Below are 24186 nucleotides of genomic sequence, written 5' to 3'. Positions count from 1 at the left end.
CCTTGTCCGGAAAGGTGACCTAACCTTGTCTGGCGGCGCCTGCCTGCGCCGCCACATGACAAGAACTCCGGAGACATCCCGATGAAGAGCTCAGCCGTTGCCCTGGCCGCGTGGCTGGTCGTGGCCGCTTCACCCTTGCTTGCAGCCCCCACCGACAACCTGCAGAAGCTCCAGAGCTTCAAGCAGACCGGCGCACCGCCACCCGAGAAGATTGCCCAGGATGGCAAGACGGCTGACGCGCTGCGCGAGAACCTGAAGGCCATCAAGCTGCCGCCGGGGTTCAAGATCGAGTTGTATGCCGTGGTGCCCGAGGCGCGCCACATGGCCATCGAGCCGTCCACCGGCGTGGTCTTCGTCGGCACGCGCAAGAATCGCGTCTGGCAAGTGACGGACCGCACCAAGCGCCGCGTGGCCGATGACGTGGTCCAGTTCGCCAGCGCCATCACCTTCAAGGTGCCCAACGGCGTGTGCTTCTCGCCGGATGGCGTGCTTTATGTGGCCGAGCAGAACCGTGTACTGGCGTTCCCGGCCGCCCAGTTCTTTGGCGAAGGCGGCCCCGACGTGGCCGCCGGCGTCGTGGTGCCGCAGGGCAAGCTGATCCCCACCGAGTTCGAGAGCTTCAACCATGGCGCCCGCGCGTGCCGGGTGGGCCCGGACGGCAAGCTCTATATCGCGCTGGGCCAGCCGTGGAACGTCCCGCCCAAGGACAAGCTGGCCGCGCTGGACAAGAACGGCCTGGCCGGCATCATCCGCATCGGCCAGGACGGCAAGAACCGCGAGGTCTACGCCCATGGCGTGCGTAACTCGGTCGGGCTCGATTTCAATCCGGCCGACAAGACGCTCTGGTTCACCGACAACCAGGTGGACGGCATGGGCGACGACCAGCCGCCCGGCGAGCTGAACCGCGCCACCAAGGCGGGCCAGAACTTCGGCTTTCCCTGGTATGGCGGCGGCAAGGTGCGCACCGTGGAGTACAAGGACCAGCAACCGCCCAAGGACGTCGTATTCCCGCTGGTGGAATATGCACCCCATGCCGCCGATCTGGGCATGTCGTTCTACACCGGCAAGATGTTCCCGGCCAAGTACCAGGGCGGCGTCTTCGCGGCCGAGCATGGCTCGTGGAACCGTACCAAGCCGATCGGTGCGCGGATCGTCTACACCCCGGTGAAGTCGGACGGCACCGTTGGCGAGACGGAAATTTTCGCCGAAGGCTGGCTCACGCCGAATGGCGAGTACATGGGCCGCCCGGTAGACGTCCAGCAACTGCAGGACGGCTCGCTGCTGGTCTCGGACGATTTCGCCGGCGCGATCTACCGGATCTCGTACTCGGGCGCGAAATGATCTGGCGACTCCGTATCGGCGGCCTGGTGCTGCTGTCGGGTTGGCTCCTGGTGTCGGCCAGCGCCCCCGCGCTGGCCGCCGACGCCCAGGCAGGCCGGACCAAGGCCATGCAATGCCAGACTTGCCATGGGCTCGACGGCAAGTCCAAGCTGCCCGAGGCCCCCAACCTGGCGGGCCAGGTCGAGCAGTACCTGGTGAAGGCACTCAAGGACTACAAGACCGGCGCCCGCAAGGACGAGATGATGACCATGATGGCGAAGCCGCTCAGCGACGCCGACATCGCCAATCTCGCAGCCTTCTACAGCAGTCTCAAGCCGTAGCAGTCTCAGAGCAGCCTTCACCGCGCTCGCCGCGCTGCCCTCAGGCACCTTCGGGCGCCTTCAGCTACCTGAAGGCGTTCTCCCGGCTGGCGGCGGTGGCACCGGCTCGGCGATGAGCTTCGACATCTCCGAGGTCGGCCGCCAGCCTTCCTGCTGATACAGCGGCCGCCCCGCCTCGGTGGCATGCAGGATCGTGAAGGTGGCGCCACGCCGCGCCAGTTCGTCCTCGCCCCGCGCCATCAGTTGCCTTGCCAGGCCGCGCCTGCGGTGGGTCGGCTCGACATAGACATTCAGGACGTAGCCGCGCTTGTCCTGCTCCGGATGCGCCGGATGGGGCGGCCAGTCGATCAGCATCAGGCCGACCCCGGCCACCGGCTTGCCGCCGTCCAGCGCCAGCAGGCCGAAGTAAGTGTCATCGGCAAGCCTCGGCCGCAGCCAGTCGCGAAAATGCAGTGTCATCGTGCGCAGCGTGTCGGGGGCAAAGCCGGCCTCCTGGAACATGGCCTCGCGATGACGGCAAATCAGTTCCAGGTCGTCCGGTTCGATCGGGCGTAGTTCCATGGCTGGGGTCTGGTGGTGGTTCGGGACAATCCGGACGAGCGGTTCGGAGCGGCCATTCTGCACGACGCCGCACTCCCTTGAAATAAGACGAATCCGAATGAAATCGGGCTGCTCCTATGGTGACCCATACTCCTGGCGCACGGTCACCAGGCGATCGAGCAGCGCGTCGTCCGCCAGCAGGCTGGCACTGTCCGACCGATGTACGACCCGGCCGCGATCCAGCACCATTGCCTTGCCGGTCATCGCCAGCGCCAGCCGCGCATGCTGCTCCACCACGATCACGGCCATGCCGCTGTCGGCAATCAGTCCCGCGATCACGCGCTGCAGCGCCTGCACGATGACCGGTGCAAGGCCTTCCATCGGCTCGTCCAGCAACAGCAGTGCCGGGTTCACCATCAACGCCCGGGCGATGGCCAGCATCTGCTGCTCGCCTCCTGACAGCTGGTTGCCCAGGTTGCGGCGCCGCTCTTCCAGTCTCGGAAAAATCCGATAGATACCGGCGATGTCCCACGGCCCGGGACGCGCCACGGCCGTCAGGTGTTCTTCCACGGTCAGCGACGGGAAGATCCAGCGCTCCTGAGGCACCCAGCCGATACCGGCCAGGGCGCGCCGATGTGATGGCATTTTCGCCAGATCACTGCCCCGCCAGAACAGCCTGCCGCCACGCACGCGCGTCATGCCCATCAGCGTTGCCAGCAGCGTGGTCTTGCCCACGCCGTTGCGACCCAGTAGCGCCAGGCTCTCGCCGGCGCCCAGCGTCAGGTCGATCTGATCCAGCACGATGGCGTCGCCGTAACCGGCGCTGATGCCTTCCACGCGCAGCAGCTCAGTCATGGGCAGCCTCCCCAAGATAGACCTCCTTCACGCGCGCGTCGGCGGCGATCTCGGCTGGCGTGCCCTCCGTCAGCACCCGGCCGCCCACCAGCACCGAAATGCGTTCGGCAAAGCGGAACACCAGGCCCATGTCGTGCTCGATAAAGACGATCGTGATGTCGCGCGGCAGGCCGGCGATGACCGCGAACAATTCGGCACTCTCGCCCGCGGGAATGCCGGCCGCCGGCTCGTCCAGCAGCAGGATCGATGGCCGCGTAGCCAGCGCCAGCGCCATTTCCAGCAGCCGCTGCTTGCCGTATGGCAGTTGCCGTGTCTCGGTGTCGGCATCGCGCTCGAGTCGCAGCAGCGCCAGCACCGACATGGCCTCGTCCGCCAGCGCCGCCTGCGATGCCACCGTACGCGACCAGATCCGCGATGCGCCGGTGCGCTCGGCCACGGCCAGCACCACAGACTCCAGCACCGTCAGCCCCGGAAACAGCGCATTGATCTGGAACGTGCGCGTCATGCCCAGCTTCGCGCGCGCGTGCTGCGGCAGCGACGTGATATCGCGCTCGCCCAGCCAGATGCGCCCCGCCGACGGCGGCAAGGCGCCAGTCAGCAGATTGATGAACGTGGTCTTGCCCGCGCCGTTGGGCCCGATCAGGGCATGGCGCGCACCGGGTGCGAATGTCAGCGATATATCGCTATTGGCGGCAAATGCGCCCCATGACTTGCCCAGACCTTCCGTGCACAACGTGGCGGTCATGCGTCGGCTCCGTGTTCGCGCGGGGCAACCGCGCGGCGGCGCGCCATCCAGGCGCTGACCGCCCCCATCACCCCGCCGCGCGCATACAGCACCATCAGCACCAGCAGCAGACCGATCCAGAACTGCCAGTACACGGGATTGATGCCGGCCAGCACGTCCTGCGCGATCATGAACAGCGCCGCGCCGATCAGCGCGCCATAGAGCCGCCCCGTGCCGCCCAGCACCAGCATGACCAGCAATTCCGCCGAACGCGGAAAGCCCAGCACATCCATGCCCACGAACTGCGTGGTCTGGGCCAGCAGTCCGCCCGCCACGCCGGCAATGGCCGCCGCCACGGTAAAGGCCACGCGCAGGCGCCGGGGCACGTTGGCACCCAGCGCGGGCATGCGGCGCGCGCCCTCGCGTACGCCGCGCAGCGACAACCCGAACGGCGACGCCACGATGCGCCGCACCAGCACGAACATCGCAAACAGCACCACCAGGCTGTAGAGATAGGCGGTCTTGCCGTACAGGTCGAATTCGAACATGCCCAGCAGCGGACGCATGGTCACGCCAGACAGCCCGTCGACACCGCCGGTCAGGAAGGCCGCCTTGTTGGCGGCCTCGAACAGCATCAGGCCGATGCCAAGCGTGACCATCAGCCGCGTGAGATCGCCGCCCCGCACCACCAGGAAGCTGCAGAGCCAGCCGGCAAATGCTGCCACCGCCGCCGCGGCCAGCAGGCCCGAAATTGGCTCGCCCCAGCCATGCGCACCCAGCAGGCCGGCCGTGTAGGCGCCCAGCCCGAAGAACGCGGCATGGCCCAGCGACACAACGCCCGCATAGCCCAGGATCAGGTCCAGCGACAGCGCGAAAAGCCCCGTGATCAGAATCTGACTGCCCAGGATCAGATAGTCGGGCAGCAGGAAGAAGACCGCCACCGGCATCAGCCAGAAGACGATTTCGGCCGGGTGCCAGCGGCCGTCGGCAAGGCGATGACGCATCATGCGGCGCGCCTCCCGTAGAGGCCGGCCGGAAACGCCACCAGCAACAGCACCATCATCGCGTAGATGACGAACGCACCCACCGCGGGCACGTAGTACTTGCCGGCCACGTCCGCCACGCCCAGCACCATCGCCGCCACCAGCGATCCGCGAATACTGCCCGCACCGCCTACCGCCACCACGAGCAGGAAATAGACCATGTATTTGAGCGGAAAGGCCGGGTCGAGCCCGAGCACGTCGATCCCGAGGCCTCCGCCCAGGCCAGCCAGCCCGGAACCGAGAGCAAACGTCAGGCTGAAGACCCGCCCCACGTCGATGCCCAGTCCGCTGGCGGCCTGCTGGTTGTCCACCGCCGCGCGCACCTGCGCGCCAAAGCGGGTGCGCGCCACCAGCCAGCCCAACGCCAGCGTGATCACGATCACCACTGCCAGCAGGAACAGGCGATAGGCGCCCAGGTCCAGCCCCGCCACCCTGACCTGCCCGATCAGGAATGCCGGCAGCACCACCGGCTGCTGGCCCGGGCCGAACCACCATGTGGCGCCGGCCATCGCCATGAAGGTCAACCCGATCGAAAACAGCACCTGGTCCAGATGGCTGGCCCGATACAGCCGCCGATAGAGCGTGCGCTCCAGTAGCCAGCCCGCCAGCGCGGCGCCCGCGAAGGCGGCCGGCAATGCCGCCAGGAACGGCACGCCCAGCCGGTTCATCAGCACCACGGCCACGTAGCCGCCCAGCATCGCAAATGCGCCGTGCGCCAGGTTGACGAAGTTCATCAGGCCCATGGTCACGGACAGGCCAATGCTGATCAGGAACAGCAGGCTGCCATATGTCACGCCGTCGAACAGCACGCCGGGCAAGCTCGAAATCACGATCCGGTCCTCTGCATGGGTGGATGGGGGTGGATGATCGCTGCTGGCTGGGAAAATACCGCGCCGATTGTTCAGTGGGCGCCGCTTTTTTGCAATCGGGCCCGACCCGGGCGACCCCGGCTGGCGCGGCGGATGTTGCGACGGTTGCCGGGAGCGTTGTCGGGTTTACTTCGACTGCCGCACGCGCTAAGGTCATTCGGACCGCCGCCAAGGGACGAAACGTCATGCCAATGGACCGCCGCACCTTTCTGGAGATGTCTGCCGGGCTGGCCTTGCTGCCGGCCGGACCCGCACTGGCCGCCGCGCAGGCCGCCACCGTGGACGCACCGATGCGCCGCAGGGTGCCAACCACGGGCGAGCAGTTGCCGGTGATCGGCATGGGCACGGCCGACACCTTCAACGTGGGTCGGGGCAACGACGACCGCTCGGCGCTGACCGAAGTCCTGGCCGCACTGCTGCAGCGCATTCCCAAGGCCGTGATCGACACCGCGCCCAGCTACGGCAGCGCCGAAGCCGTCACCGGCGACCTGCTGCAGGATGCCGGCGCGCGCGGCAAGGTGTTCGTGGCGACCAAGATTTCCACCAGCGCGGCCAACGCCATGGCACAGTTCACGCGGTCACGCGCGGAACTGCATTCGGACAGCGTCGACCTGCTGCAGGTACACAACCTGATCGACTGGCGCGACAACCTGAAGCTGCTGCGGCAATGGAAGGAGCAGGGCAAGGCGCGCTATATCGGCATCACCCACTACCGCGAGGACGCCCACGAGGAACTGGCACATATCCTGCGCAACGAAAAGCTCGACTTCCTGCAGGTCAACTACTCGCTAGGCGAACGCAATGCCGAAAAGTCACTGCTGCCGCTATGCGAACAACGCGGCGTGGCGGTGCTGATCAACCGTCCGTTCCAGGACGGCCGGCTGTTTTCGGCCGTACGCGGCAAGCCGGTGCCCGACTGGGCCGGCGAGATCGACTGCACGTCGTGGGCCCAGCTGTTCCTGAAGTTCATCGTCAGCCATCCCGCCGTGACGGCCGCCATTCCGGCCACCTCCAAGCCGAAGAACATGGCCGACAACCTGGGCGCAGCCTTCGGACGCATGCCCGACACCCGCGAGCGTGCGCGCATCGCCGCGACGCTGGCCTGATCCCACACGCCTGGCCGCGATCGGCGCATGCACGCACCCGACCTGCCCCCCAACGCCGAACCCGGCGGCCCATCACAAGACCCCTTGCAGGGCCGCCTGCTGGGCCTGCGCGCCGGCGAGCGCACCGCCGTGGTGGCCGGCTTCCTGTTCTTCTTCTGCCTGTTCGCCAGCTACTTCATGCTGCGGCCCGTGCGCGAGACGATGGGCATCGCGGGCGGCGTGCAGAACCTGCAATGGCTGTTCACGGCCACCTTCGTGGTAATGCTGGTGGCGATTCCGTTCTATGGTGCCTGCTGCAAATGGCTGCCGCGCCGGCGCTTCGTGCCGTGGGTCTACGCGTTCTTCATCGCCAACCTGCTGGCGTTTGCCGGCGTTACGCGCGCGCTGCCGGACAGCGTCTGGCTGGCGCGCGTGTTCTACGTGTGGCTGTCGGTGTTCAACCTGTTCGTGGTATCGGTGGCCTGGAGCCTGATGGCCGACGTGTTCCGCCCCGAGCAGGCACGGCGGCTGTTCGCGCTGATCGCTGCGGGCGCCAGTGCCGGTGGCCTGGCCGGGCCGGTGGTGGGCGGCTGGCTGGTGGGCCGCATTGGCCTGACCGGGCTGATGCTGCTGTCGGCGGCGCTGCTGGCCGCCACGCTGCCAGTGGTGGGCTACCTCTTTGCATGGCGGCAGCGGCTCGGGGCCGGCGTGATCGATGGCACGGCGCCAGGCGGGCTGGCGGCACAGGACCCAGCCCAGCCGGTGGGCGGCGGGCTATGGGCAGGGCTGTCGATGGTCATGCGCTCGCGCTACCTGCTTGGCATCAGCCTGTTCGTGATCCTGCTCGCCACATCGAGCACCTTCCTGTACTTCGAGCAGGCACGCCTGGTGGCGGCGGCCTTTCCCACGCGGGCGCAGCAGACGCAGGTGTTCAGCGCACTCGATGCCACGGTGCAGGCGCTGACCATCCTCGTGCAGATCTTCTTCTCGGGCCGGCTTGCGAGGCGCTACGGCGTGACGGCGCTGCTGACGGCGGTGCCGCTGGCCGTGACCGGTGGTTTTCTGCTGCTTGCCATGTGGCCCACGTTCGCGGTGCTGGCCGCAGCGATGATCGTACGGCGCGTGGGCGAATACGCGATGCTGCGGCCGGGCCGCGAAATGCTGTTTACGGTGGTCGACCCCGAGACCAAGTACAAGGCCAAGAACGTAATCGACACCGCGATCTACCGCGCCGGCGATGCGGTCAGCGCGTGGGTGCGCACCGCCATCGACGCGTTGTCCGGACACCCCGCCACCGTGGCACTGGCTGGTGCCGCGCTGGCCATCGGCTGGGCATGGCTTGGGCTGTGGCTCGGACGGCGGCACGAAGGCCAGGTGACCGTGGCGGAAGCCGGCGCCGCGCCGCCGGTTCTGGCCCGCCCGGCGAAGCACAGCCGATGACAACCACCCGACAAGGCCAGCCGATAATCGCGCGCCGGTCTGGCCGCACTGCGCCGATGCCCGTATAGTTCTTGCCGTGTTGGCGGCACATGCCGCCCTACCCCATTTGCACAGGAGTTGCCTCATGAAGACCAAAGCCGCCATCGCCTGGAAAGCCGGCGCCCCGCTCACCGTCGAGGAAGTAGATCTCGACGGCCCGCGTGCCGGTGAAGTCCTCGTCGAAATCAAGGCCACTGGCATCTGCCACACCGACTACTACACGCTGTCCGGCGCCGACCCCGAAGGCATCTTCCCGGCCATCCTGGGCCACGAGGGCGCTGGCATCGTTACCGACGTGGGCCCGGGGGTCACGTCGCTGAAGCCCGGCGACCACGTGATTCCCCTCTACACCCCGGAATGCCGCCAGTGCAAGTTCTGCCTGTCGCGCAAGACCAACCTGTGCCAGGCCATCCGCTCGACTCAGGGCAAGGGCCTGATGCCGGACGGCACGTCGCGCTTCTCGATCGACGGCAAGCCGATCTATCACTACATGGGCACGTCGACGTTCGCCAACCACATCGTGGTGCCGGAAATCGCGCTGGCCAAGATCCGTCCGGACGCGCCGTTCGACAAGGTCTGCTACATCGGCTGCGGCGTGACCACGGGCGTGGGCGCGGTGCTGTTCACGGCCAAGGTGGAAGCCGGTGCCAACGTGGTGGTGTTCGGCCTGGGCGGCATCGGCCTGAACGTGATCCAGGCGGCCAAGATGGTGGGCGCCGACAAGATCATCGGCGTGGACCTGAACCCGGGCCGCGAAGCCATGGCACGCAAGTTCGGCATGACCCACTTCATCAATCCGAAGGACGTCGAGAACGTGGTGGACCACATCGTGCAACTGACCGATGGCGGCGCCGACTACTCGTTCGAGTGCATCGGCAATACGCAGGTCATGCGCCAGGCGCTGGAGTGCTGCCACAAGGGCTGGGGCAAGTCGATCATCATCGGCGTGGCCGAGGCCGGCGCGGAGATCTCGACGCGGCCGTTCCAGCTGGTGACAGGCCGCGAGTGGAAGGGTTCGGCCTTCGGCGGCGCACGCGGCCGCACCGACGTGCCCAAGATCGTCGACTGGTACATGGAAGGCAAGCTCAACATCGACGACCTGATCACGCACACGCTGCCGCTCGACCGCATCAACGAGGGCTTCGACCTGATGAAGCGCGGCGAGTCGATCCGCTCCGTGGTCCTGTACTGAGGCAACGGCACATGGAACTGCTGTCTGAACACGGCTGCCACGGCGGCGTCCAGCGTTTCTACCAGCACCAGTCGGCGGCCATCGGGCTGCCGATGCGGTTCTCGGTCTTCCTGCCTCGGCAGGCGCTGGCACCTGATGCCAAACCGCTGCCCACGCTGTTCTACCTCGCCGGCCTGACCTGCACCGAGGAAACCTTCATGATCAAGGCCGGCGCCCAGCAATACGCGGCGCAGCATGGCCTGATCCTGGTGGCACCGGACACCAGCCCGCGCGGCGCGCATGTGCCGGGCGAGGCCGATGCCTGGGACTTCGGCGTCGGCGCCGGCTTCTATGTCGATGCCATCGAGGCGCCGTGGCGCATGCACTGGCGCATGGAAAGCTACGTGGCGGACGAGCTGTTTCACCTGGTCACCGGCGAATTGCCCGCCGATGCCTCGCGCGTCGGCATCTTCGGTCACTCAATGGGCGGCCATGGCGCACTGGTGCTGGCGCAACGCTATCCGCAGCGCTTCCGCTCGGTATCGGCCTTCGCGCCTATCGCCGCGCCGTCGCAGTGTCCGTGGGGCGTGAAGGCGTTCACGGGCTACCTGGGCGAGGACCGCGCCCGCTGGGCCCAGCACGACGCCAGCGCGCTGATGGCCGGGCAGGCATCGGCCCCGTTCCCCGCCGGCATCCTCGTGGACCAGGGCCTGGCCGACAAATTCCTGACCGAGCAACTGCAGCCCGAAGCGTTCGAGGCCGCCTGCGCCAAGGTCGGCCAGCCGCTGACGCTACGCCGGCACGCGGGCTACGACCATGGCTACTACTTCATCTCGACGTTCATTGCCGACCATATCCGGCACCACGCGGAACGGCTTTGAAGACATCCCGCGCCGTACCGCTGTACATACGGTGGTACAGCTTCTTTGCGATGATTTCCGCCGAAGGGTTGCAAGCGACCCATTCTGCTCATGCATTGCCGGGCGTATGATTTGCGTTTCGCCCTCCGAGTCGCACATCCATGTCCGCTCTCCCCTACCGCCCCCACCCCATCGTCATGCTGTCCGCCCGGCAGCTTTCCGAAGCAATTCATGCGAAGCAGGTATCGAGCCGCGAAGTCATGGCGGCCTATCTGGCGCATATCGCGGCCGTGAATCCGGGAAGCAATGCCATCGTGGCGCAGCAGGACGATACCGCGTTGATGGCGCAGGCACAGGCGGCCGACGACGCGCTGGCGCGTGGGGAGTCGAAAGGCTGGATGCACGGCATGCCGCAGGCGCCGAAGGACCTGGCGATGACGCGCGGCATCCGCACCACGTATGGATCGCCGATTTTCAAGGACAACGTGCCGGCCAGCGATTCCGTCATCGTGGAGCGCATGCGCCAGGCCGGGGCCATCCTGATCGGCAAGACCAACACGCCCGAATTCGGGCTGGGCTCGCACACGTTCAACCCGGTCTACGGTGCCACGCGCAACCCTTACGATCCCACGCGGTCAGCGGGTGGCAGCAGCGGCGGTGCCGCGGCGGCGCTGGCGCTGCGCATGCTGCCCGTTGCCGATGGCAGCGACTTTGGCGGCTCGCTGCGCAATCCGGCCGCGTACTGCAATGTGTTCGGCTTCCGGCCATCGGCGGGACGCGTGCCCTATGGCCCGGCGCCCGAGCTGTTCCTGCCGCAACTGGGCTGCGAAGGCCCGATGGCACGCAACGTGGCCGACCTGACGCTGCTGCTGGCAACCCAGTCCGGCCCCGACGCCCGCACACCCCAGGCGCTGCCGCAAGACCCGACGCTCGCCACGCTGACGCCGCAGAACGTCGAAGGTGTGCTTGAGGCCGATCTCTCCGGCAAGCGCGTGGCGTGGCTGGGCGACTGGGGTGGTTATCTGCCGATGGAAGATGGCATCCTGTCGCTGTGCGAACAAGCCCTGCGCTTCTTCCCCGATTTTGGCGTGGCCGTGGACGCGATCCAGCCGCCCTACCCGCCCGAGAAAATCTGGCAGACCTGGCTCGTGCACCGGCATTTCCTGACCGGCAACGCGCGGCTGGCGCTCTACAACAACCCATCCACCCGCGCGCAGCTCAAGCCCGAGGCCATCTGGGAAATCGAGGGTTCGCTCGACCTCAGGGCCAGCGACCTCTATGCCGCCAGCACCCAGCGCAGTGCCTGGTATCAGGCGCTGCTGCGCACATTCGAGACGTTCGACTATATCGCCGTGCCGACCGCGCAGGTGTTTCCGTTCGACGTCGACCAGCATTGGCCGAAGACCATCGCCGGCCGGCAGATGGACACCTATCACCGCTGGATGGAGGTGGTGGTGGCGTGGACGCTGTCGGGCTGCCCCGTGATCAGCGTGCCGGCAGGATTCAATGCGGAGGGCTTGCCGATGGGCATGCAGCTGATCGGCCGTCCGCGCGACGACCTCAGCGTGCTGCGCCTGGCGGCCGCTTACGAGCGCGCCCGCGACTGGGTCGGCGACCGGCTGCCGCCGGCCATCGACGGCTAAGGGAGCAACGCGTCAGGCCACGCGCCGCAGTTGCCGCGCCGAAGCACCGAACAGCGGTGCGGCGCGGTCGGCGGCCAGCTTGATGCGATCGGCCAGCGCGCCGCTGCCGACCTGATAGCCGTCGAAATCGGCCGTCGACGCGTACACGCCAATTGGCAGCGTCAGCGCCTGCAGGAAGCTGAACAGCGGCCGCAGCTGGTGCTCCAGCACCAGCGCGTGGCGATCGCTGCCGCCGGTGGCCGCCAGCAGCACCGGCTTGTCGACCAGGGCATCCATGCCGACCAGGTCGAACAGATGCTTGAAATGCCCCGGGAACGAGCCGCGATACACGGGTGCCGCGGCGATCACCAGATCGGCCGACTCAATGGCCGCGACCTGCGCCTCGATCTCCGCAGGCAGTTCCTGGCGCGTCAGCGCCGCACCCAGCGGCCGGGCGATCTCGCTCAGGTCAACGATCTGCGTGTCGAGCACGAGCCCCCGATCCAGTTCGGCCAGCAGCGCCTGGATCAGTACCAGCGTGCGCGACGGTTGATGGGCGCTGCCATTGACGGCGACAACTTTCAGCGGCGTGGACACAATCTATCTCCGGGGGCGAAAAGGCATGACTCGTACCTTAGCGCCGTCGTCCGGCGATGCGAACGAACCAATTCAAATATGCATAGATGCGAAAACGGCAGCCCGGGCGTGAACCCGGGCTGCCGTTTCGGTTATCGCAGCAATCCTCGCTCGCTATTGCGCGACGCCGATTAGAACGACGGCACCATCGCGCCCTTGAACTGCGTCTTCATGAACTGACGCACTTCTTCGGACTGATACGCGGCCACCAGCTTCTTCACCCACGGCTTGTCCTTGTCCTGCGTACGGACCACGATGATGTTCGCGTACGGGCTATGGATGTCTTCCAGCGCGATGGCGTTCGTGGTCGGCTGCAGGCCGGCGGCCAGCGCGTAGTTCGTGTTGATCACGGCGGCGGCCACGTCAGGCAGCGCGCGGGCCAGCTGAGCGGCGTCCAGTTCCACGATCTTGAGCTTCTTCGGGTTCTCGGCAATGTCCAGCGGCGTGGCGTTCACCCCGTTGGTGCCCACACCCGGCTTCAGCTTGATTGCACCCTGGGCGGCCAGCAGAAGCAGCGCGCGGTTCTCGTTCGACGGATCGTTGGGCACGGCCACCTTGGCGCCTTGCGGCAGATCCTTCGGCGACTTCAGGTTCTTCGAGTAGATGCCCAGCGGCGAGATATACGTGTAGCCCACGCTGACCATCTTGTAGCCACGCTGCTTGATCTGGCTGTCCAGATACGGCTGGTGCTGGAAGCTGTTGGCGTCCAGGTCGCCGGCGTCGAGCGCGGCATTCGGCTGCACGTAGTCGTTGAACTCCACGACCTTCACGTTCAGGCCGTTCTTCTTCGCCACTTTCTGCACCACCTGCCAGACTTCGGAATCCGGGCCGCTGACGGTACCCACGCGAACCGTCTGTTCCTGCGCCGCCGCGTTGCCGGCAGCTACCATGCCCAGTGCCACGGTAGCGGCAACCAGGCTCTTCGTGATCGAGAGCATCTTCATAGGTATTGTTATCCTGGGAATCGAGGAGCAGCCGCACCGGATAGGTGCGGCCGAGGCGCAAGCTTACCTCAATGCGCTTCCGGTTGATTCTCGACCTTTGTGCCGGCTTCCTTGACCACCGGATGGCTGGCGATGGCCGGCGCGTTCTGCCAGCCGCCGCCCAGCGCCAGGAACAGGTTGACCTGGTCCATCGCGACCTGCGCGTCCGATGCGGCCAGCGCGGCATCGGTGTTGGCGAGCGTGCGATCGGCATCCAGGCTCTGCAGGTATGGCGAGCGTCCCGCCTGCCACAGCAGGCGATTCTGGCGCGCGGCCTCGTCGGCCTTGTCACGCGCTGCGCGTAGCGACTGATTGCGCTCCAGTTCGTGCGTGTAGGCCGACAACGCCGTCTGCGTTTCACGCAGCGCCTTCAGCACCACACCATCGAAATGCGCCAGCGCGCCCTCGGCACCGAACTCCGTATTGTGGATACGCGCACGGGTGCCACTGGTCGGAATGGTCCACGAGAGCGCCGGGCCCCAGCCCCAGTGCGCGGTCGGCGCCTGTCCAAGGTGATCGAGGATACCGGTGAAGCCGGCCGATGCGCCAATGCGGATCTGCGGGAACAGGTCGGCCGTGGCCACGCCGATCTTGGCCGTGGCCGACGCCAGTTCGCGCTCGGCCTGCCGCACATCGGGGCGGCGCTTGAGCAGCGCCGTGCCGTCGCCAACGGGCAGCGGCTGCTTCAACGCCGGCACGTGTTCGCAGGACACGCTCTTGACGTCGAGCGCCATGGGCGGCTTGCCCAGCATTACGGCCAGGCGGTACGCCGCACCTTCCTGCTCGGCACGATACTTCGGCAGCACCGCGCGCAGCGTATCGGCCTGGGCCTGGGCACGCAGCACGTCGGTTGGCTGGCCACGGCCGGCATCGACCAGCTTTTGCGCCAGCTGCGCGCCGCGTTCCTGCAGATCAAGCTGGTGCTGGGCCACGTGCAGTTCATGCGTGGCCGTGCAGCCCTGCACATAGGCGCGCACGGTCTCGGCCACCACGCCCACGCGGGCCTGGTCCAGCGCGGCATGGCTGGCCTGGGCGGCTGCCAGCGCGGCTTCGTCTGCACGCTTGAGCTTGCCCCAGAAATCGATCAGGTACGACACCTGGAACCCGATGTCGCCGAAGTTCATCACCGGGATCTTTTCCTCGTGCAGCAGTGGCTCGCCGGCAATCTGGCCGCGTTCCGCGCTGGCGCGGAATTTTGCTTCCGGCAGGTTCTCGGCTTCCACCTCGTGGTAGACCGCGATCGACCGCTTCAGGTTGGCCGCCGCCACGCGCAGATCGGTATTGGCAACCAGCGCCTGCTGCACGAGGTCGTCGATATGCGGATCGTCATACAGGCGCCACCAGTCGTTCGGCACGTCGGCGATGGACACGGCGTCGCTGTCGCTATGAGCGAACGGGCCATTGGCCGCCGAAGACTTCACGGCCGCGTCGTCGGGCACCTTGTGGTCGGGGCCGACGGTCATGCAGGCGGCCAGCGCCAGCGGCAACATCGCCGCCAGCGTGGCACGGGCAAAGCGTTTCACTGCAGCACTCCGGTTGTGGACGCACCCTTGCCGGCCAGCGCGACCTTGTCATGCGAGGCACTCTTGTCAGCCGCCGCCGGCGTGGCAGGCTTGTCATTCGACTGTCCATCCGCCTTTACGGACACCGTGGCGGTACGTCCCGCCACCAGGCGCACGTCCTCGGGCATCTGGTCGAACTGGATGCGCACCGGCACGCGCTGGGCCAGACGCACCCAGTTGAACGTCGGGTTCACGTTCGGCAGCAGGTTCGAGCCATTGGTGCGGTCGCGGTCCTCGATACCGGCCGCGATGCTCTGCACATGGCCCTGCAGCACGCGCTTCTCGCCCATGATGCGGATATCGACCGTGCTGCCGATATGGATGCCCTGCAGCTTGGTTTCCTCGAAATACCCTTCCACGTGGAACGAGTTCGAGTCCACCATCGACAGCACCGGCTTGCCGGTCACCACATAGTCGCCCAGGCGCGGCAGGCGGTCGTTGACGTAGCCTTCCACCGGGCTCAACACCCTGGTGCGTTCCAGGTTCAGCTTCGCCACGCCGATGGCCGCGTCGGCCTGGGCCAGCTGGGCTTCGCCCTGCTGTACCTTGGACAGGCCTTCTTCAATGATTTCCTTCGACACCACATCGGACAGCTTCTGGCTGCGCGATGCCTCGCGACGTGCCTGGCCCAGATTGGCACGCACCGCCGCGGCGGTGGCTTCCGCCTGGCGCAGCGCCAGCGCATAGCGCTCGTGGTCGATCTCGAACAGGACGTCGCCGGCCTTCACGTGCTGGTTGTCCTTCACCGCTATGCGCGTGACCAGCCCCGAAACATCAGGCGCCACCTGCACCACGTCGGCACGGATGTGCCCGTCGCGGGTCCACGGGGCTACCGTGTAGTAGTCCCACAGGTGTTTGACAACGACCGCGCCAACGGCGGTGACGGCCAGCGTCAACACGACCGGCCCGAGCGAAGAGAGTCTGAGTTTCATGATTGCAGCCACGGCACCATGGCAACCACCCCACCGAGGATGATCGCGTACAGCGCCAGATTGAAGAGGGATCGGTGCCACACGAGCCGGTAGAAGCCCACCCGCGACAACACAGCGCGTGCGGCACTCGTGATAAGAAAGGCCGCGAGCATCCACACCAGCAGGCTGGGGATGAACACGCCATAGATACTGATTTCACCGGGCATCATGCTTTTCCGGAAACGGGTGCCGGCAGCGCCGGCGGAAACAGGGCCACCTGCATGTCGACCAGCGCGGCCAGCGCCACGCGCGAGCGCACCTTTTCCTGTGCGTTTGCCAGGCGTGTGCGCAGCGCGGCGGGCGGCGCATCGGCCGAGCCGTCCAGGCGCGCCTTGTAATAGGTGGAAATGCTGCGCAGCACACGGCGCACGGCATGTTGTTCGTCGGCCGGCATTTCGGCCATCTCGCGCTGCAGGGCCAGCGCGGTCAGTTCCACGCGCACCTCGCTGAAACCATCGGTCGAGACCTCGCTGTCGCTGGCGGCCAGCCGCGGCACCAGTTGCGCCAGGCGGTCGAGCATGCGGGCACGCAGCACGGTATGCGAATCGGGGTGCTTGCCCAGCGCGTTGTCGGCGATATCGCTCCAGCCGGCCCGCACCAGCCGGCGCGTGGCGGCCCGCGTACCGAACGGCCGCACCACCAGCGTCCACACCAGCGCGAATGCGATGCCCGCGATGCCGGCCACATTACTGTTGAAGAACGACTGGAAGTTGGCGCTGTACGCACCCTGGATGCCGATGTCGTTGGCCGTGACCACTGCCAGCGGCATGCCGATCATCGCCAGGCGCGGCTGGGCCACGAGCAGGCCGATGATCAGGTACGGCACGGCAAACATCAGCACCAGCATTTCGAAGTCATGCGCGACGGGCAGCACTGCAAACAGCATCACCAGCGAAATCAGCAGGCAGACCACGTTCCAGTTGAAGAACGACCGGATCATCGGCGCCGGTTCGTCCAGCGCGGCAAAGAAACAGCAGGAGATGGCGCCCAGCGCCACCGCCCCGGCCCCGTCGGCCCAGCCGGTGTGGATCCATACCATGCCCATCGCGTAGATCGCCATGGCGACGGTCACTACCGAGAACAGCAGCATGCCGTGATCGTAGTGGCGCGCACGGCCCACTTCCCAGCGCAGGAATTCGGGCACCCACTGGCCTTCGATATGCTTTTCGCCCAGGCGGCGGCACAGCGTCACGCAGTCATGCCAGAGCGCCAGCATCTGCTGGAGCCGGTCTTCCGCCGCCGTGACCAGCGCTGCATCCCAGCCGTCCTGCAGCGGCGCGGCAGTCAGCTCGGGCCGCGCATCGGCGGCAGCGCCGCCCTGGATCCAGGCCTTGACCGCCTGCATCTGCGCAGCCAGCGGCGCGGGCAAGCCACCCGCGGCCTGCAGCGATTCGACGAGGGTCGCGAACGACGCCATCACCGGCAGCAGCATGGTCATGCGCCCGCGCAGTTCGCGTGCGGCACGCACCCGGGCAGTGCTTTCGGCGTCGTAGCTCAACTGGCTGATCAGTTGGTCCAGCGCCAGGATATCTGCCGCCAGACGGTGGCGGCTGTGATGGCGCGACACCGACGCGCCAGGCGCCGGCGACAGCATGTCGGAGGCCCACAGCGTCGCGTCGGCCATCCACTGGCGCGACTTGTCGCACAGCACGTTCGCCACACTGGCCGGCATGATGACCGCGCCGACCACGGCCGCGCACAGGATGCCCAGGCAGATTTCCTCGGAGCGGGCCACCGCAAGATCGAAGATGCCAACCGGGTTGTCGACCGATGGCAGCGCCACCAGCGGCAGGGTGTAGGCGGCCAGCATGAACACATAGCTGCGCGGCGTGCGGTGCATCAGCGCCACGTAGAGCAGGCAGGCCACCCAGATGGCGACCGCGCCCATCAGCAACGGCGGCGAATTCACGAGCGGCGGCACCATGGCAATGCCCGCTGCGGCACCGAGCAGCGTGCCCAGCACACGATACAGGGCCTTCGAACGCGTGGCACCCGTGAGCGGGTGCGCCACGATATAGACGGAACCCATCGCCCAGTACGGGCGGGGCAGCCCCAGGTACATCGCTATGTAGAGCGCCAGCATCGCGGCGATGAAGGCCTTGAAGGAAAACACCCAGTCCCTGGCGGACGGCCAACTCATCATGGCGCTCAGGACTCCTGCTTGCCCGATGCCGAAGCGGCCGCCGCGGCGCGTGACAGCGCGTCGAGCACCCGCAGCGAGGCAGCCATGTCGGCTTCGCTGATATCCGCGAACACCTCGGCACGCAACTGCTTGAGTTCCACCTCGATACGCTCGGCCATGCGTTCGCCGGCCTCGGTCAGCGACAGCACGTTGGCGCGCCGGTCGCTCGGATCCACCTCGCGGCGCACCAGGTCGGCCGCGCAAAGCTGATCCACCAGCCGCACCAGGGTGGCACCTTCCACCCCCACATAGTCGGCCAGCGTGACCTGGCGTACACCGCCGCCAAGGCGACGGATAAACAGCAAAGGCGCGGCGGCCGCGGCGGAAATGCCGTGGGCGGTGACAGCGGCCTGGCTGATCTGTCGCCATTGTCGACCGGACAGCATCAGCTGGCCGGTAAAGGCGAATCGGAGGGTGTCGATCTGTGGCATGGGCCGAATGATAGACGTGAATTAATTAGGATGCAAATGATTTCTTTGCGAATTAGTTCACGTCTTATATTCGGCACATATGATCTGGATGCCGAAAACCGCCGCCGCAGGATTTGAAAATGGTCTTTACGTCACAACGAGAGGCGCGATGGTACGCAGATTTTCCAGCATGTCATCCACCATCTCCTGCAGCCCGTACTGCGGCTGCCAGCCCCAGTCCTGGCGCGCGGCGCTGTCATCGATCGAATCGGGCCAGCCCTGCGCAATGGCCTGCCGGTAGTCGGCCTCGTAGCGGATTTCGAAGCCCGGTTCACGTTTGCGGATGGCCTCGGCGATCTCGGCCGGCGTGAAGCTCATGCCGGCCAGGTTGTAGCTGCCACGCTCGCGCACCGCATCGCGCGGGGCTTCCATCAGTTCCAGCGTGGCGCGAATGGCGTCGGGCATATACATCATCGGCAGGCGCTCGTCGGCATTCAAAAAGCACGTATAGGGCTCGCCACGCACCGCGTAATGGAAGATGTCGACCGCGTAGTCAGTGGTGCCGCCGCCCGGCGGCGTCTTGTGCGAGATCAGCCCCGGATAGCGCACGCTGCGCACGTCCACGCCATGGTTCTCGAAATACCAGCGGCACCACCCTTCGCCGGCCTGCTTGGAGATGCCATAGACCGTGGTGGGCTCCATCACGGTCTTCTGCGGGGTATCCACGCGCGGCGTGGTCGGGCCGAACGCGGCAATCGAACTGGGCCAGAACACGCGCTGGATGCCGTGATGCCGCGCTGCCTCCAGCACGTTCAGCAGCCCGGTCATGTTCAGGTTCCACGCCCATTGCGGCGCCTTCTCACCCGTGGCGGACAACGCCGCCGCCAGCAGGTAGATCTGCGTGATGCCATGCCGCTCGATCACCGTGGTCAGTTCGCCCCGGTCGGTGACATTGAGCATCTCGTGGGCGATGTGCACGTGGCGCCCGGTTGGCACCACGTCCGACGTCACGACCTGCTCGCGGCCGAAGCGCTCGGCCAGCGCCAGTGCCAGCTCCGATCCCAGTTGCCCGTTGGCGCCGATGATCAGGATCTTTGGCACCGCATTGTTTACCGCGTCAGTCATGGAATCAGTCCCAGCTCGCGCCCGGCCTGGGCGAACGCGTCCAGTGCGGGACGCAACGTGCTTTCATCGTGGATCGCGCTCATCTGCACGCGGATGCGCGCCTGGCCCTTCGGCACCACGGGATAGAAGAAGCCCACCACGTAGACGCCCAGTTCCAGCAGCCGGTCGGCCAGCTTCTGGGCGCGCTCGGCGTCGTACACCATGATTGGCACGATCGGATGGTCGCCGGGCTTGATGTCGTAGCCCAGCTTCACGATGCCGTCGCGGAAGAACTTCGTGTTCCGCTCCAGCCTGTCGCGCAGTTCGGTGCTGCCTTCCAGCAGGTCCAGCACCGCGATGCTGCCGCCCACGATGGCCGGCGCCACCGTATTCGAGAACAGGTAAGGCCGCGACCGCTGGCGCAGCAGTTCGATCACCTCCTTGCGGCCGGAAGTAAACCCGCCCGATGCCCCGCCCAGCGCCTTGCCCAACGTGCCGGTGATGATGTCGATCTTGCCGAACACGCCGCGCGCCTCATGCGTGCCGCGGCCGCGCTGCCCCATGAAACCTGTGGCATGGCATTCGTCGATGCCCAGCAGTGCCCCGTGCTCGTCGCAGATCTTGCGCATCTCGTCCAGGCGCGCCACCGTGCCATCCATCGAAAACACGCCGTCGCTGAACACCAGCTTGAAGCGGGCGCCCTCGGCGTCGGCCTGCTTCAACTGCGCACGCAGGTCGTCCAGGTCGTTGTGCCTGTAGCGATAGCGGCGTGCCTTCGACAGGCGGATGCCGTCGATGATCGACGCATGGTTCAGTTCGTCGCTGATCACGGCGTCTTCGGCGCCCAGCAGCGTTTCGAACAGGCCGCCATTGGCGTCGAATGCCGAGCCATAGAGGATGGTGTCTTCGGTGCCCAGGAAACGGGCCAGCCGGCCTTCCAGTTCCTTGTGCAAGTCCTGCGTGCCGCAGATGAAGCGCACCGACGACAGCCCGTAGCCATGCGTGCGCAGCGCTTCATGGGCGGCGTCGATCACCTTGGGGTGCGACGACAGGCCAAGATAGTTGTTGGCGCACAGGTTGATGACCTCGCGGCCGTCCGCCGTGCGGATGGTGGCGCCCTGCGGCGTGGCGATGATGCGCTCGCGCTTGTACAGCCCCGCTTCGCGGATGGCATCGACTTCCGCGCGGATCGATGCATAAAAAGCCTCGGCACTCGACATGGCCAGACTCCCGGTGGTAGTGTCTCGGATCGTTCGATCGATAAATCGAACGTGTTCTATATAACGAACGTGTCGTGCACTATAACGAACGAATGTCGATGACGCAACCCTCACCCGCCAAACCGCCCGCTGCCGTCGACGGCCCACCGGCGGTAGGCAGCGCCCTGCAGGCGCTGCGACAAAGCCAGCAGCTGTCGCTGGACGACCTGTCGCGCCGCGCCGGTGTCTCCAAGTCTATGCTGTCGCAGATCGAACGGAACCTCGCCAATCCCACCGTGGCGGTACTTTGGCGGCTGGCAAACGCGCTCGGGGTGAGCCTGACGGACTTTCTGGCCCAGGGGTCGGCATCTGCCCCGGCGCCGGCCGTGACGGTGGTGCAGGCGCACGCGGTACCGGCGCTGAAGAGCCCGGACGGGCGCTGCGAACTGCGCATCCTGGGTCCGATCGACCTGGCAGGGCGCTTTGAATGGTATGAACTGACGATCCAGCCCGGGGGTGTGCTGGCGTCGGAGCCGCACGAATCGGGCACGCAAGAGCACTTGTCGGTGCTTGGCGGAACGATGACCGTGCGGTCAGCCGGGGATGAAAAGAAACTCAAGCATGGAGAAACCGCCCGCTATGGCGCGGACGTGACCCATGCGATTGCCAATCCGGGCAAGAGCCTGGCGACGGCGCTGCTGGTCGTCGTGCATCCGGGCTAAGGCGACAAGGTTTGGGGGGATAGCCGGGCTCATCGAGGCCGCCCGGCCTCGCCCGCCGACCTCGATTCGTCCACCCGCCCCACTCCTCAATCCTCTTCTTTCATCCGCTCGCTGGCCAGCAGGTTGCGCTTGGTTTCGAGGATGTGTTCCTCCAGCAATTTCGCCACTTCTTCCGCATCGCGTGCCTTGCACGCTTCCAGGATGCGGTAGTGGTCGGCCTGCGGCCCTTCCTTGCCGGTGGCCAGCGACATCTGCTCGTGCGTGTAGCGATCCGTATTGAGGCAGAACTCCTCGATCAGCCGGCGCAGTTTGCGGTTGTTGGCCGGCGCGCACAGCGCCAGGTGAAAGCGCCTGTTGTATTCGGCCCACTCCACCAGCGATTCGGATTGCGAGTACGCATCCAGGATTTCCTGCATCTGCTGGAAGTCCTGCTGAACCATGTTTGGCACGCCCAGCCGCGCCGCATGGCATTCCAGCGCCACGCGGATATCGAGCAGTTCGCATATCTGCGTCACGTCCATGCCTGACACCACCGCGCCACGGTTGCGCTGGTAGGTCACCAACCCTTCCGTTTCAAGCTGGCGCAGCGCCTCGCGCACCGGAATCCGGCTCGCGTTGAAGCGCTCGGCCAGTGCGTCCTGGCGCAACTGCGCGCCCGCCGGCAGCGTGCCTTTGAGGATGTCGTAGCGAAGCTGGTCGCGAATGATCTGGGGTAAACCCTTGGTAGGGGCGCTTGCGCGGCCCGTTTGCGTGGACATGGGAGGTGCTGGAGATCGGTGTGCGATTCGAGTGAGGTCCCTATTGTGCCTGAATATTTGCGCTGCTATATTGGATCCAATTTCTAACACACGTATCCAATAAACTCACAGTCGTATATGTCTGCAAACAATCTCTATCCAAAAGCCATCAATGAAACCGTTCTGTCGTATGCGCCGGGCAGCGCCGAACGCCAGGCCCTGATCGCCGAACTGGGCGTGCAGCAGGCACGCGTCCAGGAAATTCCCGCCGTGGTGGGCGGCGAGCGCATTGCCAGCGGCAACACCACCGACGTGTGCGCCCCGCACGCCCACGCGCAGCGCCTGGGCCGTGTCCACAATGCCGACCAGGCCACCATCGACGCAGCAATCGGCGCCGCAGTCTCGGCGCAGCGCGACTGGAGCCGGGCCACGCTGGCCGATCGCTCCGCCGTTTTCCTCAAGGCCGCCGACCTGCTGGCCGGCCCGTGGCGCGCCCGACTCAACGCCGCGACCATGCTCGGCCAGGGCAAGACCGCCTACCAGGCGGAAATCGACTCGGCCTGCGAGTTGATCGACTTCCTGCGTTTCAACGTGCAGTTCGCCCACGAACTGGCGGCTGGCCAGCCAATCTCGTCGCCGGGCCTGCGCAATCACCTGGAATACCGCCCGCTGGAAGGCTTCGTCTACGCCGTGACGCCGTTCAACTTCACGGCCATCGGCGGCAACCTGGCCATCGCCCCGGCGCTGATGGGCAACACCGTGCTGTGGAAGCCGGCGGCCACGGCGTCGCTGTCGAACTACCTGTTCATGGAACTGCTGGAGGCCGCGGGCCTGCCCAAGGGCGTCATCAACTTCGTGCCGGGCGACCCGGTGGCGGTCAGCAACGCCGTGCTGGCGCGCCCGGAACTGGCCGGCATCCACTTCACGGGATCGACTGCCGTGTTCGACACGCTGTGGGGCGAAGTCGGCCGCAATGTGTCGCGCTACCGCGGCTATCCGCGCCTGGTGGGCGAGACCGGCGGCAAGGACTTTGTGCTGGCGCACCCGTCCGCCGACGTGGAAACGCTGGCCGTGGCGCTGCTGCGCGGGGCCTTCGAATACCAGGGCCAGAAGTGCAGTGCTGCATCGCGCGCGTACATCCCCGCTTCGTTGTGGCCGAAGGTACGCGAGCGCCTGGTGGCACTGGTCGAGACGATCCGCATGGGCGATGTGACCGACTTCACCAATTTCATGGGCGCCGTGATCGACCGCCGCGCCTTCGACCGCATCGCCGGCCACCTGCAACGCGCAGCCGGCGACAGTGGCGTCAAGGTCGTGACCGGCGGCAAGGCCGACGACAGCGTGGGCTATTTCATCGACCCGACCGTGCTCGAAGTCGACGATCCGCGCCACACGCTGATGGAAACCGAACTGTTCGGCCCCGTGCTGAGCGTCTACGTGTACGCCGACAAGCAGTGGCCCGCAGTGCTGGCGCTGGTGGACGGCACCAGCCCGTATGCCCTGACCGGTGCGATTTTCGCCAACGACCGCACTGCCGTCGCGCAGGCATCCGACGCGCTGCGCTTCGCCGCCGGCAATTTCTATATCAACGACAAGCCCACCGGGGCCGTGGTGGGCCAGCAACCGTTTGGCGGCGCACGCCGCAGCGGCACCAACGACAAGGCCGGCTCGCCGCTGAACCTGCTGCGCTGGGTGTCGCCGCGCACGGTCAAGGAGACATTCGTGCCGCCGGCCGACTACCGCTACCCGCACATGGCGGCCTGACCCGCCA

The 24186-nt window shown here is 66.5% G+C and carries 24 protein-coding genes; 9 read left to right on the top strand and 15 right to left on the bottom strand.

Going from position 1 to position 24186, the window contains the following annotated elements; all coding sequences use genetic code 11:
* The first annotated feature begins 81 nt into the window (after nucleotides 1-81).
* The gene (locus ACOABP_RS17805) at nucleotides 82-1341 is read left to right on the top strand and encodes a PQQ-dependent sugar dehydrogenase (protein ID WP_474229173.1); all 1260 of its coding nucleotides are present in this window, start codon (nucleotides 82-84) and stop codon (nucleotides 1339-1341) included.
* The gene (locus ACOABP_RS17800; protein WP_474229172.1) at nucleotides 1338-1661 is read left to right on the top strand and encodes a c-type cytochrome; all 324 of its coding nucleotides are present in this window, start codon (nucleotides 1338-1340) and stop codon (nucleotides 1659-1661) included. The genes ACOABP_RS17805 and ACOABP_RS17800 overlap by 4 nt, the downstream gene beginning before the upstream one ends.
* 60 nt (nucleotides 1662-1721) lie before the next feature.
* On the opposite strand, the gene ACOABP_RS17795 is transcribed toward ACOABP_RS17800, so the two are convergent.
* From ACOABP_RS17795 to ACOABP_RS17775, 5 genes are all read right to left on the bottom strand, one after another.
* Nucleotides 1722-2222, bottom strand: a complete 501-nt coding sequence (locus ACOABP_RS17795) for a GNAT family N-acetyltransferase (protein ID WP_474229171.1) — start codon at nucleotides 2220-2222, stop codon at nucleotides 1722-1724.
* Nucleotides 2223-2336: 114 nt separating this feature from the next.
* Entirely contained in the window at nucleotides 2337-3056 is a 720-nt protein-coding gene (locus ACOABP_RS17790; RefSeq protein WP_474229170.1) for an ABC transporter ATP-binding protein, read from the bottom strand.
* Nucleotides 3049-3801: an ABC transporter ATP-binding protein gene (locus tag ACOABP_RS17785; protein WP_474229169.1), complete on the bottom strand. Its 753-nt coding sequence runs from the start codon at nucleotides 3799-3801 to the stop codon at nucleotides 3049-3051. The genes ACOABP_RS17790 and ACOABP_RS17785 overlap by 8 nt, the downstream gene beginning before the upstream one ends.
* On the bottom strand, nucleotides 3798-4787 hold the full coding sequence (locus ACOABP_RS17780; RefSeq protein ID WP_066740498.1) for a branched-chain amino acid ABC transporter permease: 990 nt from the start codon (nucleotides 4785-4787) through the stop codon (nucleotides 3798-3800). The genes ACOABP_RS17785 and ACOABP_RS17780 overlap by 4 nt, the downstream gene beginning before the upstream one ends.
* Entirely contained in the window at nucleotides 4784-5650 is an 867-nt protein-coding gene (locus ACOABP_RS17775) for a branched-chain amino acid ABC transporter permease (protein WP_404851414.1), read from the bottom strand. The genes ACOABP_RS17780 and ACOABP_RS17775 overlap by 4 nt, the downstream gene beginning before the upstream one ends.
* Nucleotides 5651-5877: 227 nt before the next feature.
* On the opposite strand from ACOABP_RS17775, the gene ACOABP_RS17770 reads away from it, so the two are divergent.
* The 5 genes from ACOABP_RS17770 (at nucleotide 5878) to ACOABP_RS17750 (ending at nucleotide 11930) form a co-directional block, all read left to right on the top strand.
* Entirely contained in the window at nucleotides 5878-6798 is a 921-nt protein-coding gene (locus ACOABP_RS17770) for an aldo/keto reductase (RefSeq protein WP_474229167.1), read from the top strand.
* 27 nt (nucleotides 6799-6825) lie between these two features.
* Nucleotides 6826-8217, top strand: a complete 1392-nt coding sequence (locus ACOABP_RS17765; protein ID WP_474229166.1) for an NTP/NDP exchange transporter — start codon at nucleotides 6826-6828, stop codon at nucleotides 8215-8217.
* A 124-nt stretch (nucleotides 8218-8341) separates the two neighbouring features.
* The gene (locus tag ACOABP_RS17760; RefSeq protein ID WP_474229164.1) at nucleotides 8342-9448 is read left to right on the top strand and encodes an S-(hydroxymethyl)glutathione dehydrogenase/class III alcohol dehydrogenase; all 1107 of its coding nucleotides are present in this window, start codon (nucleotides 8342-8344) and stop codon (nucleotides 9446-9448) included.
* Nucleotides 9449-9459: 11 nt separating this feature from the next.
* Nucleotides 9460-10308, top strand: a complete 849-nt coding sequence (gene fghA / locus ACOABP_RS17755; protein WP_474229163.1) for an S-formylglutathione hydrolase — start codon at nucleotides 9460-9462, stop codon at nucleotides 10306-10308.
* Between the two features lie 140 nt (nucleotides 10309-10448).
* Nucleotides 10449-11930 carry an amidase gene (locus ACOABP_RS17750; protein ID WP_474229162.1) on the top strand — a complete coding sequence of 494 codons (1482 nt, stop codon included), beginning with the start codon at nucleotides 10449-10451 and terminating at the stop codon, nucleotides 11928-11930.
* A 12-nt stretch (nucleotides 11931-11942) separates the two neighbouring features.
* On the opposite strand, the gene msuE is transcribed toward ACOABP_RS17750, so the two are convergent.
* The 9 genes from msuE to kbl all read right to left on the bottom strand — a co-directional run bounded on the left by msuE (nucleotide 11943) and on the right by kbl (nucleotide 20977).
* On the bottom strand, nucleotides 11943-12506 hold the full coding sequence (gene msuE / locus ACOABP_RS17745; RefSeq protein WP_474229160.1) for an FMN reductase: 564 nt from the start codon (nucleotides 12504-12506) through the stop codon (nucleotides 11943-11945).
* A 170-nt stretch (nucleotides 12507-12676) separates the two neighbouring features.
* Nucleotides 12677-13435, bottom strand: a complete 759-nt coding sequence (locus ACOABP_RS17740; protein ID WP_474230589.1) for a MetQ/NlpA family ABC transporter substrate-binding protein — start codon at nucleotides 13433-13435, stop codon at nucleotides 12677-12679.
* A gap of 122 nt (nucleotides 13436-13557) precedes the next feature.
* Complete coding sequence (locus ACOABP_RS17735) at nucleotides 13558-15051, bottom strand: efflux transporter outer membrane subunit (protein WP_474229159.1); 1494 nt, start codon at nucleotides 15049-15051, stop codon at nucleotides 13558-13560.
* Nucleotides 15048-16022: an efflux RND transporter periplasmic adaptor subunit gene (locus ACOABP_RS17730; protein ID WP_474229157.1), complete on the bottom strand. Its 975-nt coding sequence runs from the start codon at nucleotides 16020-16022 to the stop codon at nucleotides 15048-15050. Before ACOABP_RS17730 ends, ACOABP_RS17735 begins: the two co-directional genes overlap by 4 nt.
* Nucleotides 16019-16228 carry a DUF1656 domain-containing protein gene (locus tag ACOABP_RS17725; protein WP_066740578.1) on the bottom strand — a complete coding sequence of 70 codons (210 nt, stop codon included), beginning with the start codon at nucleotides 16226-16228 and terminating at the stop codon, nucleotides 16019-16021. Before ACOABP_RS17725 ends, ACOABP_RS17730 begins: the two co-directional genes overlap by 4 nt.
* Nucleotides 16228-18204 carry an FUSC family protein gene (locus tag ACOABP_RS17720; protein WP_474229155.1) on the bottom strand — a complete coding sequence of 659 codons (1977 nt, stop codon included), beginning with the start codon at nucleotides 18202-18204 and terminating at the stop codon, nucleotides 16228-16230. Before ACOABP_RS17720 ends, ACOABP_RS17725 begins: the two co-directional genes overlap by 1 nt.
* A 5-nt stretch (nucleotides 18205-18209) precedes the next feature.
* Nucleotides 18210-18674, bottom strand: coding sequence for a MarR family winged helix-turn-helix transcriptional regulator (locus tag ACOABP_RS17715; RefSeq protein ID WP_474229153.1), 465 nt, complete (start codon nucleotides 18672-18674; stop codon nucleotides 18210-18212).
* A gap of 126 nt (nucleotides 18675-18800) precedes the next feature.
* Complete coding sequence (locus tag ACOABP_RS17710; protein WP_474229151.1) at nucleotides 18801-19778, bottom strand: L-threonine 3-dehydrogenase; 978 nt, start codon at nucleotides 19776-19778, stop codon at nucleotides 18801-18803.
* A complete protein-coding gene (gene kbl / locus ACOABP_RS17705; protein WP_474229149.1) occupies nucleotides 19775-20977 on the bottom strand; it encodes a glycine C-acetyltransferase in 1203 nt (400 codons plus the stop codon). The genes ACOABP_RS17710 and kbl overlap by 4 nt, the downstream gene beginning before the upstream one ends.
* Nucleotides 20978-21075: 98 nt before the next feature.
* Here kbl and ACOABP_RS17700 point away from each other — a divergent pair, with 98 nt between their 5' ends.
* Nucleotides 21076-21678, top strand: a complete 603-nt coding sequence (locus tag ACOABP_RS17700; protein ID WP_474229147.1) for a helix-turn-helix domain-containing protein — start codon at nucleotides 21076-21078, stop codon at nucleotides 21676-21678.
* A gap of 86 nt (nucleotides 21679-21764) precedes the next feature.
* Here ACOABP_RS17700 and ACOABP_RS17695 read toward each other — a convergent pair whose 3' ends face one another.
* Entirely contained in the window at nucleotides 21765-22436 is a 672-nt protein-coding gene (locus tag ACOABP_RS17695) for a GntR family transcriptional regulator (RefSeq protein ID WP_474229145.1), read from the bottom strand.
* A 117-nt stretch (nucleotides 22437-22553) separates the two neighbouring features.
* Between ACOABP_RS17695 and pruA the strand changes: the two genes are divergently transcribed.
* On the top strand, nucleotides 22554-24179 hold the full coding sequence (gene pruA / locus ACOABP_RS17690) for an L-glutamate gamma-semialdehyde dehydrogenase (protein WP_474229143.1): 1626 nt from the start codon (nucleotides 22554-22556) through the stop codon (nucleotides 24177-24179).
* The last annotated feature ends 7 nt before the right edge of the window (nucleotides 24180-24186 follow it).

This window comes from Cupriavidus sp. HE11, from assembly GCF_056097175.1.
The sequence above is the reverse complement of the archived record's forward strand: the minus strand, read 5'-3'. Positions and strand labels throughout refer to the sequence as shown.